The following is an 11,113-nucleotide window of genomic DNA, read 5'->3' as shown; positions in this document are numbered from 1 at the left end:
TGACTAGAAGACCGGGACGCCGTCCCGCGTCAGCTTCCAGTCCACCGACGCGAACTGCGCCGGGTCGATCGTCCCCTTCGCCTGCACCCACTGGATGATCGTGTTGCGGATCTCGTCCGAGTTGGCCCACAGCTGCTCGGCCTTGGCGACGTGCGGGAAGGCGCCGCCGCCGTTGGCGCGGTAGTTGTTCACCGCGAGGACGAACTTCGCCGCCGGGTCGAGCGGCTTGCCCTCGAAGGACAGGCCGGTGATCCGCTGGCCGACCGGCTTGGCGATGTCGATGTCGTACGTCAGACCCGACACGGCGTCGTAGTTGTAGTCCGGGATGTTCTCCGCGTTGGTGAGCTTCGCGGTGTCGACGGGCGCGCCCGCCGGGGTCTGGACGTAGTACTTCGCCGAGTACTCCAGGTAGTCCTTGAGCTGGGCGCCCGTCATGAGCCGGGCCTCCAGGGTGTTCTCGAAGGGGTAGAGCCCGGCGGCGTCCTTGATGGTGATCTGGCCGGCCGGGAACCGCGCGGTCCGGGAGAAGCAGGAGGCCTGGGAGAGGACCGGCAGGGCGGCGTAGGCGCCGCCCGCGAGGGCCGCCTTCACGGTGTCCGCCTGGACGATGTTGATCAGGTCGATGATCGGCTCGTCCTGCCACGGCGCGTTCTCCGTGGTCATGACGGCGGTGGAGGTGCCGATGGCCTGGTTGACGTAGGCCACGACCTTCTTGTGCTCGTCGGCGAGCATCCCGGTGATCGCCGGGTCCTCCTCGACGGTGTTGGAGTTGAGGACCTGCGCGCCCACCTTCTCGACGGTCCAGCGGCCCTTCTCCCACACCAGGTCGAAGTCGAAGAGGGTGAGGCGCTGGCCCCACTTGAGCGGCTCGGAGAGGACGACCTGCTTGCCGGTCTCCTTGTTGGCGACCCGGTACTCGGGGATCTCGGTGTGCGCGTGGCCGACCAGGATCGCGTCGATGCCGGGCACCTGCTCGGCGACCAGCGAGGCCGCGTTCTCGATGTACGGGAGCTGGTCGCCCCACGAGGACGTGCCGCTGGAGCCGGAGTGGGCGGAGACGATCACCACGTCGGCGCCCATGGAGCGCAGCTTCGGCACCCACTTCGCGGCCTGCTCCTCCAGACCCGGGAAGACCATCTTGCCGGTGACGTTGGCCTTGTCCCAGATCGCGATGCCGGGGTTGGTGAGGCCGAGCACGGCCACCTTCACGTCCCGGCCGTGCGGGGTGCGCAGACAGTGCATGCTGTACGGCGCGAAGGCCGGGCGCAGCGTCTTCGCGTCGAGCGCGTTGGCGCCGAGCAGCGGGAAGTCGCACTGGTCCTGGAACTTGCGGAGGACCGGGATGCCGTAGTTGAACTCGTGGTTGCCGAGCGCGGCGGCGTCGTAGCCGATCGTGTTCATGGCCTGGGCCATCGGGTGGACCGGGCCGCCGGCCTTCGTGATCGGGTCGACCTTGGCGTAGTAGTAGGACAGCTGGGTGCCCTGGATGGTGTCACCCGCGTCGATGAGCAGGGTGTTGCGGCGGCCCTTGGCCTTGCGCACCTGGTTCACCAGGGTGGAGATCTTGGCGAGGCCGACGTCGTTGTGCGCCTTGTCGTCGAACTCCTTGTCGGTGAAGTAGTCCCAGTTGAAGACGTTCCCGTGCAGGTCGGTGGTGCCCATCACGGTGAAGGAGTACCGCTTGGCCGGCCGGGGGCGGCCGCCCCCGTGGGCCTCGGCCGGGGCGGCGGCCCCGGCGGTGAGGGCGATTCCGGCTCCGACGGCGGCGGAGCTCTCCAAGAAGGCCCGGCGGTTCAGCGGCATGTGTGTTCTCCCCATTGATCCAGCGCCCCCCAAGGGCGCACAACGCGCGTAGATTCTGGCTCAGACGGCACCGTCGCAACAGACCTTTCGGGTTACGGAGTGGGAAAGTGTTCGGTATGACACAGCACCACCACCCGACTCCCGAGGCGCCGCAGGTGACCGTCCGTGGCGAGGGCCGCCTGGAGGTGGAGCCGGAGCTCGCCCGGATCGAGGTGTCGGTACGTTCCGGGGGCACCGACCGGGCCTCGGTGCTCGCCGCCCTGACGGACCGCAACGCCCAGGCGCTCGCCCTGCTGAAGTCGTACGGCGAGGCCGTCACCGCCCTGGAGACCGGCGCCTTGGCCGTCACCCCCGAACCGTCCCGGCACGGCCGCGGCGAGAAGGTGCGCGGCTACCGCGGCTGGGTGCGGCTCTCGGCCGAGCTCTCCGACTTCACCGCGCTCGGCGAGCTGACCACCCGCCTCGCCGACCTGGAGTGGACCCGGGTCGACGGCCCCTGGTGGGCGCTGCGCCCGGACTCCCCGGCGTACGCGGAGGCGCGCACCCAGGCCGTACGGGAGGCGGTGCGCCGCGGTCGGGAGTACGCGGAGGCGCTCGGCGGCTCGCTCGTGGCGCTGCTCGAACTCTCCGACACCGGCCTGGCCGGCGCCGTGCCGCCGGGGCGGCCGCTGGGCGCGCCGCGGATGGCCTTCGCGGCCGAGTCGGTGGATGAACCGGCGCCGCTGGACCTGGAGCCGCAGCGACAGACGGTGGTGGCGGAGGTCGCCGCGCGCTTTGTGATGAGCCCGCCGGCCCTCTGAAAAACGGCCGGAATTCCGCTCATCGGAGCAGCCCCGCGCACAAATTCAAGACTTGTCAACAACCTTTCACGGAAAGGTTGTTGGGTCGTCATGCGGAGCCGCTTCGCTACCCGCTGGTAAGGCCTACCCTCGCCTTATGCGCCGAGCAAAAATCGTTTGTACCCTTGGGCCCGCCACCGAAACATACGACCAGATCAAGGCGTTGATCGAGGCCGGAATGGACGTGGCCCGCCTCAACCTCAGCCACGGCGGCCACGCCGAGCACGAGGAGCGCTACCGGCACGTCCGCAAGGCCGCGGGCGAGGCCGGCCGTAGCGTCGGCGTCCTCGCCGACCTTCAAGGCCCGAAGATCCGCCTCGGCCGATTCCGCGAGGGTCCCGTACTCCTTGAACGCGGCGACGAGTTCACCATCACCGTCGAGCCCATGGAGGGCGACCAGCACGGCTGCGGCACCACCTACGCAGGGCTCGCCGAGGACGTCACCGCCGGTGAACGCATCCTCGTCGACGACGGCCGGGTCACCCTGGAGGTCACCTCCGTCGACGGCCCCCGGGTGCGCACCCGGGTCGTCGAGGGCGGCATGGTCTCCGACAACAAGGGCCTCAACCTGCCGGGCGTCGCCGTCTCCGTGCCCGCCCTGTCCGAGAAGGACGTCGAGGACCTGCGCTGGGCCCTGCGCACCGGGGCCGACGTCATCGCCCTCTCCTTCGTCCGCAGCGGCCGGGACGTCGAGGACGTGCACCGGATCATGGACGAGGAGGGCCGCCGGGTCCCCGTCATCGCCAAGATCGAGAAGCCGCAGGCCGTCGAGAACATCGACGGCATCGTCGCCGCCTTCGACGGCATCATGGTCGCCCGCGGCGACCTGGGCGTCGAAATGCCCCTGGAGCAGGTGCCGATCGTGCAGAAGCGGGCGATCAAGCTCGCCAAGCGCAACGCCAAGCCGGTCATCGTGGCCACCCAGATGCTCGACTCGATGATCGAGAACTCCCGCCCCACCCGCGCCGAGGCCTCCGACGTCGCCAACGCCGTCATCGACGGCACCGACGCCGTGATGCTCTCCGGCGAGACCAGCGTCGGCAAGTACCCGATCGAGACCGTGCGCACCATGAGCCGGATCGTCGAGGCCGCCGAGGAGGACATCCTCGCCAAGGGGCTGCCGCCGCTGACCGAGCGCAGCAAGCCGCGCACCCAGGGCGGCGCGGTGGCCCGGGCCGCCGCCGAGATCGGCGACTTCCTCGGGGCGCGGTTCCTGGTCGCCTTCACCCAGTCCGGCGACACCGTCAAGCGCCTGTCGCGCTACCGCTCGCCGATCCCGCTGCTCGCCTTCACCCCCGACCCGGCGACCCGCGCCCAGCTCAACCTGACCTGGGGCGTCGAGACCTTCCTCGGCCCGCACGTCGAGTCGACCGACGCGATGGTGGCCCAGGTCGACGAGGAGCTGCTGCGGATCGGGCGCTGTCAGAAGGGCGACATCGTGGTCATCACGGCCGGCTCGCCGCCCGGCGTCCCCGGCTCGACCAACCTGGTCCGGGTGCACCACATCGGAGACCCGGTCGCGAACTGACCGGCCGACCTGATCGGCGAACGGGTGACCTTGGAAATCTCGTTAATGTACCCCGGGTGGGATTCGAACCCACGCTGGATGGTGTTTGAGACCATTGCCTCTACCGCTGGGCTACCGGGGCATCCTTCGAAACGAAGGGAGGCGGTCACCCGCCGTGCCCCTACCTTACAGGAGGTGGGTAGGCTCATGGGGAGCTGTATCCGCCTCGCTTCCACAGGGAACGAGGCCTTGAACGAGGAGCCCGCGTGACCGCCCCCGAGTCGCCCCAGCCCGCCGCCGACGACGACGCCGCGCCGGCGTCGCACGTCCCGCCGCTGACGACCCGCGTCGTCATCGCCGAGGACGAGGCCCTCATCCGTCTCGACCTCAAAGAGATGCTGGAGGAGGAGGGCTACACCGTCGTCGGCGAGGCCGGCGACGGCGCCCGCGCCGTCGAACTGGCCCGCGAGCACCGCCCCGACCTGGTCATCCTCGATGTGAAGATGCCGGTCCTCGACGGCATCTCGGCGGCCGAGAAGATCGCCGGCGAGTCCATCGCCCCGGTCCTCATGCTCACCGCCTTCTCGCAGCGCGAGCTCGTCGAGCGGGCCCGGGACGCCGGCGCCATGGCGTACCTGGTGAAGCCGTTCAGCAAGAGCGACGTGGTCCCGGCCATCGAGATGGCCGTCTCCCGCTTCGCCGAGCTGCGCGCCCTGGAGAAGGAGGTCGCCGACCTCTCCCAGCGCCTGGAGACCCGCAAGCTGGTCGACCGCGCCAAGTCGATCCTGCAGACCCAGTACGGGCTGACCGAGCCCGCCGCGTTCCGCTGGATCCAGAAGACCTCCATGGACCGCCGCATGTCGATGCAGCAGGTCGCCGAGGCGGTCATCGAGGACGCCGAGGAGAAGAAGGCCGCGAAGGCCAAGGAGCAGTAGGCGGTGCCGTAACGCCGTACGAAAGAAGGCCCGCCCCACATCGTCGTGGGGCGGGCCTTCTGTCTGGGGCGGTGCTACTCCTCGCCGAGGTACGTCTTGCGCACGTCGTCGTTCACGAGCAGCTCCTGGCCGGTGCCGGACAGCTTGATGGTGCCGACCTCGAGCACGTACGCCTGGTCCGCGAGCGAGAGCGCGGCCTGCGCGTTCTGCTCGATGAGCAGGATCGTCATGCCCTCGGACTTCAGCGTCGCGATGGTCTCCATGATCTTCTGCATCATGATCGGGGAGAGACCCATCGAGGGCTCGTCCAGCATCAGCAGCTTGGGCTGGGACATCAGCGCCCTGCCCATCGCCAGCATCTGCTGCTCACCGCCGGAGAGGGTGCCCGCGGCCTGCTTGCGACGCTCGCCCAGGATCGGGAAGAGGTCGTAGGCCTTCTGGATGTCCTTCTCGATGCCGTCCTTGTCCTTGCGGAGGAAGGCACCGAGCTGGAGGTTCTCGGCGATGCTGAGCCGGGGGAAGATGTGCCGGCCCTCGGGGGAGTGGGCCAGGCCCAGCGAGACCACCTTGTGGGCGGGGACGCCGTTGAGCGGCTGCCCGTCGAAGGTGATCTTTCCCGCGGTGGGCTTGAGGAGGCCCGAGAGGGTGCGCAGGGTCGTGGTCTTGCCGGCGCCGTTGGTGCCGATCAGGGCGACGACCTGGCCCTCCTCGACGGAGAAGGAGATGCCCTTGACGGCCTCGATCTTGCCGTAGGCGACCCTGAGGTCCTCGACCTCGAGCAGAGCGGTCACTTGGAGTCTCCTTCGGTGGTGCTGTCCGCGTCGGCGGCCGGAGCCGCGTCCTCGGGGGTGTCGCCCGCGTCCTCGGCCGCGTCGTCGCCCGTGTCCTCGTCCGCGTCTTCAGCGGCCTCGGCCTCGGCTTCGGCCTCGCTCGCCGCCTCGTCGGCCGCGTGGGCCTCGGCCGCCTCGACCTCGGCGAGCTCCGCCGCGCCCGGGGCGTCCTCGTACGGCGTACCGAGGTACGCGGCCACGACCCGCTCGTCGCCCTGGACGACCTCGGCCGTGCCCTCGACGAGCTTCTCGCCCTGGACGAGGACGGCCACCCGGTCGCACAGCTTGAAGATGAACTTCATGTCGTGCTCGATGACCAGGACCGCGATGCCGCGGTCGCGGATCGCGAAGACCAGCTCCTCGGTGGTGCGGGTCTCGGCCTGGTTCATGCCGGCCGTCGGCTCGTCGAGCAGCAGCAGACCCGGGTCGCTGGCGAGCGCGCGGGCGATCTCCAGCTTGCGCTGCTCGCCGTACGGCAGGTTGCGCGCCAGGTGCTCCGCCTTGTTCGCCAGGCCCACGAACTCCAGGAGTTCCATGGCCCGATCGCGGGAGGCGGCCTCCGCCCGCTTGAAGCCGGGACCGCGCAGCAGCGCGGACCACAGGCCCTCCTTGGTCCGGGTGTGGCGTCCGACGAGGACGTTCTCCAGGACCGTCATGTTGGAGAAGAGGCGGATGTTCTGGAAGGTACGGGCGATGCCGGCCTGGGTGACCAGGTGCGGCTTCGGCGGGAGCACCGTCCCCTTGTAGCTGACCTGGCCCTCGGTGGGCACGTACAGACCGGTCAGGCAGTTGAAGAAGGTGGTCTTGCCGGCGCCGTTGGGGCCGATCAGGCCGACGATCTCGCCCTCGCGGACGGTCAGGTTCACGTCGCGGACGGCCGTCAGACCGCCGAAGCGCATGGTCACGCCGCTGGCGTCGAGGACGGTGGCGCCGGTGGCGGTCGCCGTGGTGCCGGTCTCGGTGGTGGTCGTCATGGCGTTCACGCCCCTGCCTTCGCCGCACCGGCGCCGGAGGTCGCGTCCGCGTCCGCTTCCGCGGACTGACGCTGTTCCGGTACGCCGGCCTCGTCGTCGTTCTCGTGGAATTCCAGCTGCGCCCGCTTGTTGGCGATGAGGCCCTCGGGGCGGAAGCGCATCAGCAGGATCAGCGCGATGCCGAAGCCGAGCAGCTGGTAGTCCTGGAGGAAGGACAGCTTGGCCGGGATCAGGAACAGCAGCGCGGAGCCGACGATCGGGCCGGAGATGGTGCCCATGCCGCCCAGGATGACCGCCGCCAGGAGGAAGGCGGAGTTCGGCGGGACGGGGCCGGCGAACACGTAGTTCTCCGGGACCACCGTGGTGTTGACGTGCGCCTGCACCGTGCCCGCGAGGCCGGCCAGGGCCGCGCCGAGGGCGAAGGCGACGAGCTTCACGCGGAAGCCGTTGATGCCCATCGCGGTGGCGGCGGTCTCGTCCTCGCGGATCGCGACCCAGGCGCGGCCGATCCGGCTGTTGCCGGCGCGGGAGAAGACGACCACGACCAGCGCCATGATGAGGATCATGAGCAGGTAGTAGTTGGCGTACGCGCCGAGCGTGATGCCCAGGACCGTGTGCGGCTCGCCGAAGTTGTAGCCGAAGAACTCCAGCTGCGGGATGTTCGGGATGCCGTTCGGGCCGTTGGTGATCTGCGGGCCCGAGGTGCCGTCGAGGTTGCCCATGGCGATGCGGAAGATCTCACCGAAGCCGAGGGTCACGATGGCCAGGTAGTCGCCGCGCAGCCGCAGGGTCGGGGCGCCGATGACGACGCCGAAGACCAGTGAGGCCGCCATGCCGGTGAGCGCCGCGGCCCAGAAGGGGAACTGGACGCCGAAGGCGGAGGAGGTGGCTCCGGAGACCAGGGCCGCGGTGTACGCGCCGACGCCGAGGAAGGCCACGTAACCGAGGTCGAGCAGACCGGCGAGGCCGACGACGATGTTCAGGCCGAGGGCGACGGTCGCGAAGATCAGGATGTTGACCGCGATCAGCGTGTACGTGTCGCCGCTCTGCTGGATGAACGGGAAGGCGATCGCCATGACCAGGCTGGCGGTGATCGTCACCTGCCGGTTGCGCGCGGTGATCTGCGAAAGGCGGGCGGTGATCCCGGACTTGACCAGCGCGGTGACCGAGAAGGCGACCAGGATCAGGTACGCGATGAAGAGCTGCGGCTCCGAGTCGTCGGTGTCGATGCCGAAGGTGACCACGAAGAGGCCCAGGGCGAAGACGGCGACGATGATCAGGACCTCGGCCCAGGACGGCAGCTGCTTGGCCGGGGCGGCCTTGCGGGTGTCGTCGGGCAGCTTGTACGCGGCGATCGCCGGGACGGCGGCGGCGATGACGGCGAAGCCGGCACCGGGCTCCAGGTCCACCAGGGCGCCCAGCTCCACGATGATCGATATCGCGGTGAAGAGGGTGGTGGCGAAGGTGCCGAGGGCCACGATCCACAGCGGCTTGCGGGCGCCGGTCGGGGTGAGCCAGCCGAGGCCCTTGATGCCGAGCGCGGAGAGCGCGTACAGGCCGGTGAGGACGGCTCCGACCAGCGTGAGCAGCTGGAGCGGGGCGGGGTTGCCGTAGATCGTGAGGTTGCCCGGGAACGCGGTGGTCCAGGTCCAGGCGAGGAAGGCGCTGGCGACGGTCGCGACGGAGCCGGCGACGATCGTCCAGAGCAGGGCCGCGGGCGTGGCCGGGGCCTTGGCGACGGGCTGGTCGATGGTGGTGTCGGTCATGGTGCTCACGCCCTGTCCGCGACGCGCTCGCCCAGCAGACCCTGTGGCCTGACGAGGAGCACGAGGATGAGGAGGACGAAGGCCCACACGTTGGACCAGGCACCGCCGCCGAGCTGCTGCATGCCGGGGATGTCCTCGATGTAGGCGATCGAGAGGGACTCGGCGATGCCGAGGACCACGCCGCCGACCATGGCGCCGTAGATGTTGCCGATGCCGCCGAGGACGGCCGCGGTGAAGGCCTTCAGACCGAGGATGAAGCCCATCTCGAAGTTGATCTGGCCCTTGTCGAGGCCGTAGGCGACCGCGGCGACGGCGGCGAACGCGGCACCGATGGCGAAGGCCATGACGATGATGCGGTCGGTGTTGATGCCCATCAGCTTCGCGGTGTCCGGGTCCTGCGCGGTGGCCTGCATGGCGCGGCCGCTGCGGCTCTTCGAGACGAAGAAGCCGAGGGCGAGCATGCACAGCGGGGCGAGGACGAGCACGAAGGCGTCGGCGCGCTGGATCTGGAGGCTCTCGGTGATCTGGAAGGCGTCACCCTTGAACTCGGGGAAGCTGACGGCCTTCTTGGCGTCCGGGTAGAACTGCCAGACGAGCTGCTGGAGTGCGATCGACAGACCGATCGCGGTGATGAGCGGGGCGAGCCGGGGCGCGTTGCGCAGCGGTCGGTAGGCGAACCGCTCGGCGGCGGTGGCGACGGCCACGGAGGCGATCGCGCCACCGAGGATCATGAGCGGGATCGCCACCAGCAGGGTCGTTCCGCTCGGCAGAGCGGTGTAGGTGGTGAGGGCGCCGAAGCCCCCGATCATGAAGATCTCGCCGTGGGCGAAGTTGATGAGCTGGACGATGCCGTAGACCATGGTGTACCCGATGGCGATGAGGCCGTAGAGGGCACCGAGGGCCAGACCGTTGGCCAGCTGTTGCGGCAGTTCGTTCACCGCAGGCCTCCGATGAGCTTGTCGGATAAGACTCCGCGCGAGGGCGCTGTTTGCGCCCTCGCGCGGCGTGGTTCAGGTCGTGCGGGGCTCCCGGAGCGAGGCCGGGACGGTGTCCCGGAGCGAGGCCGGGACGGTGGTGCTTACTGGTTGAAGGTGTCGCTCTTGACGTCGATCCACTTGCCGCCCTCGACCTTGTAGACCGTGAGCTGCTTGTTGGTGGTGTCGCCGTACTCGTCGAAGGAGACCTTGCCGGTCACACCGTCGAAGGAGACCTTGCCCAGGGCCTCGGTGACCTTGGCGCGGGCGTCGGTCGGGACCTTGCCGCCGTTGGCGTCGACGACGGCCTTGACCGCCTGGATGATCGCCCAGCCGGCGTCGTAGGAGTAGCCGCCGTAGGCCGCGTACGGGTCCTTGTAGCCGGCCGCCTTGTAGTCCTCGATGAACTTCTTGGCGGTGTCGAGCTTCTCGACCGGGTAGCCGATCGAGGTGGCCAGGTCGCCCTCGTTGGCCTCGCCGGAGGCGCTGATGAAGGCCGGGTCGTAGATGCCGTCGCCGCCCATGACCGGGACCTTGGCGCCGGTCTTCTTGATCTGGTCGGAGAGCAGGCCGCCCTCGGGGTACTGGCCGCCGAAGTAGACGGAGTCGGCGCCGGAGGACTTGACCTTGTCGGCGGTGGAGGAGAAGTCGGTCTCCTTCACGGTGACGTGGTCGGTGCCGACGACCTGGCCGCCGAGGCGCTTGAACTCGTCGGTGAAGATCGCCGCGAGGCCGGCGCCGTAGGTCTGCTTGTCGTCGACGACGTAGACCTTCTTCTTGCCCGCGTCCTTGAAGAGGTACTGGGCGGCGAACTTGCCCTGGACCACGTCGGTGGCGGCGGTACGGAAGTAGGTCTTGAAGGGACGCTTGAACTCGCCCTTGCCCCAGTTGTCGCCCTGGGAGAGGGACGGGTTGGTGTTGGCCGGGGAGACCTGCGCCAGGTTGGCGGCGGCGAAGACACCCTGCATCTGCTGGGAGACGCCCGAGTTCAGCGGGCCGACGACGCCGACGACGTCCTTGTTGCCGACCAGCTTGGTGGCGTTGGCCTGGCCGGAGGCCGGGACCGCCTGGTCGTCGAGGGCCTCGATCTTGAAGGTGACGCCGGGGACGAGCTTCTGCTTGTTGGCGGTCTGCACCGCCAGGTCCACGGAGTTCTTGATGCCCTGGCCCAGCGCGGAGAGCGAACCGGTGAGCGGCGCGTCGACGCCGATGACCACGGTGGTGCCGCCGCCGGCGCTGTCGCCGCCGCCCTTGTTCTCGTCGCGCGAACCGCAGGCGGTGAGGGTGAGCGCACCCGTGGTGAGAACGCTGGTCAGGATGAGCAAAGAACGGTGTCGCACGAAGGTTTCCTTTCCCTGGCGCGGCCCCCTCGAGCTGAGGCGGTGCCGTGAAGCCGTGAAGCTGGGAGCTGAGAGGTGCCGTTTTCGATGCCGGGCCGTACGGGGGTGAAGCGGGCCGTGCAGAGCAAGCGCCCGGCGGCGCGGT

At 69.4% G+C, this 11,113-nt stretch carries 9 protein-coding genes and 1 tRNA gene; 3 read left to right on the top strand and 7 right to left on the bottom strand.

All coding sequences use genetic code 11. The features are described from left to right. Window positions 1–3: 3 nt before the first annotated feature. Window positions 4–1,803, bottom strand: a complete 1,800-nt coding sequence (locus JAO84_RS08515) for a bifunctional UDP-sugar hydrolase/5'-nucleotidase (protein ID WP_370411850.1) — start codon at window positions 1,801–1,803, stop codon at window positions 4–6. Between the two features lie 116 nt (window positions 1,804–1,919). Between JAO84_RS08515 and JAO84_RS08510 the strand changes: the two genes are divergently transcribed. Together JAO84_RS08510 and pyk are read left to right on the top strand one after the other, a co-directional pair. Further along, on the top strand, window positions 1,920–2,603 hold the full coding sequence (locus JAO84_RS08510; protein WP_370411848.1) for an SIMPL domain-containing protein: 684 nt from the start codon (window positions 1,920–1,922) through the stop codon (window positions 2,601–2,603). Between the two features lie 136 nt (window positions 2,604–2,739). Then, window positions 2,740–4,170, top strand: a complete 1,431-nt coding sequence (pyk, locus tag JAO84_RS08505) for a pyruvate kinase (protein ID WP_370411846.1) — start codon at window positions 2,740–2,742, stop codon at window positions 4,168–4,170. Window positions 4,171–4,218: 48 nt separating this feature from the next. Here pyk and JAO84_RS08500 read toward each other — a convergent pair. Then, a tRNA-Leu gene (locus JAO84_RS08500) sits at window positions 4,219–4,291 on the bottom strand. A 124-nt stretch (window positions 4,292–4,415) separates the two neighbouring features. On the opposite strand from JAO84_RS08500, the gene JAO84_RS08495 reads away from it, so the two are divergent. Continuing rightward, window positions 4,416–5,084 carry an ANTAR domain-containing response regulator gene (locus JAO84_RS08495; protein ID WP_265866199.1) on the top strand — a complete coding sequence of 223 codons (669 nt, stop codon included), beginning with the start codon at window positions 4,416–4,418 and terminating at the stop codon, window positions 5,082–5,084. A gap of 74 nt (window positions 5,085–5,158) precedes the next feature. Here the strand turns inward: JAO84_RS08495 and JAO84_RS08490 are convergent, their stop codons facing one another. The 5 genes from JAO84_RS08490 to JAO84_RS08470 form a co-directional block, all read right to left on the bottom strand. Beyond that, window positions 5,159–5,875, bottom strand: a complete 717-nt coding sequence (locus JAO84_RS08490) for an ABC transporter ATP-binding protein (RefSeq protein WP_265866197.1) — start codon at window positions 5,873–5,875, stop codon at window positions 5,159–5,161. Next, a complete protein-coding gene (locus JAO84_RS08485) occupies window positions 5,872–6,888 on the bottom strand; it encodes an ABC transporter ATP-binding protein (RefSeq protein WP_370411843.1) in 1,017 nt (338 codons plus the stop codon). Before JAO84_RS08485 ends, JAO84_RS08490 begins: the two co-directional genes overlap by 4 nt. Window positions 6,889–6,893: 5 nt before the next feature. After that, entirely contained in the window at window positions 6,894–8,654 is a 1,761-nt protein-coding gene (locus JAO84_RS08480; protein WP_370416690.1) for a branched-chain amino acid ABC transporter permease, read from the bottom strand. Between the two features lie 5 nt (window positions 8,655–8,659). Next, window positions 8,660–9,592, bottom strand: a complete 933-nt coding sequence (locus JAO84_RS08475; RefSeq protein WP_370411841.1) for a branched-chain amino acid ABC transporter permease — start codon at window positions 9,590–9,592, stop codon at window positions 8,660–8,662. A gap of 140 nt (window positions 9,593–9,732) precedes the next feature. Beyond that, window positions 9,733–10,968, bottom strand: coding sequence for a branched-chain amino acid ABC transporter substrate-binding protein (locus JAO84_RS08470; RefSeq protein WP_370411839.1), 1,236 nt, complete (start codon window positions 10,966–10,968; stop codon window positions 9,733–9,735). Window positions 10,969–11,113 lie beyond the last annotated feature (145 nt).

This window comes from Streptomyces fradiae (genome assembly GCF_041270065.1).
Lineage (GTDB): Bacteria > Actinomycetota > Actinomycetes > Streptomycetales > Streptomycetaceae > Streptomyces.
The sequence above is the reverse complement of the archived record's forward strand: the minus strand, read 5'-3'. Positions and strand labels throughout refer to the sequence as shown.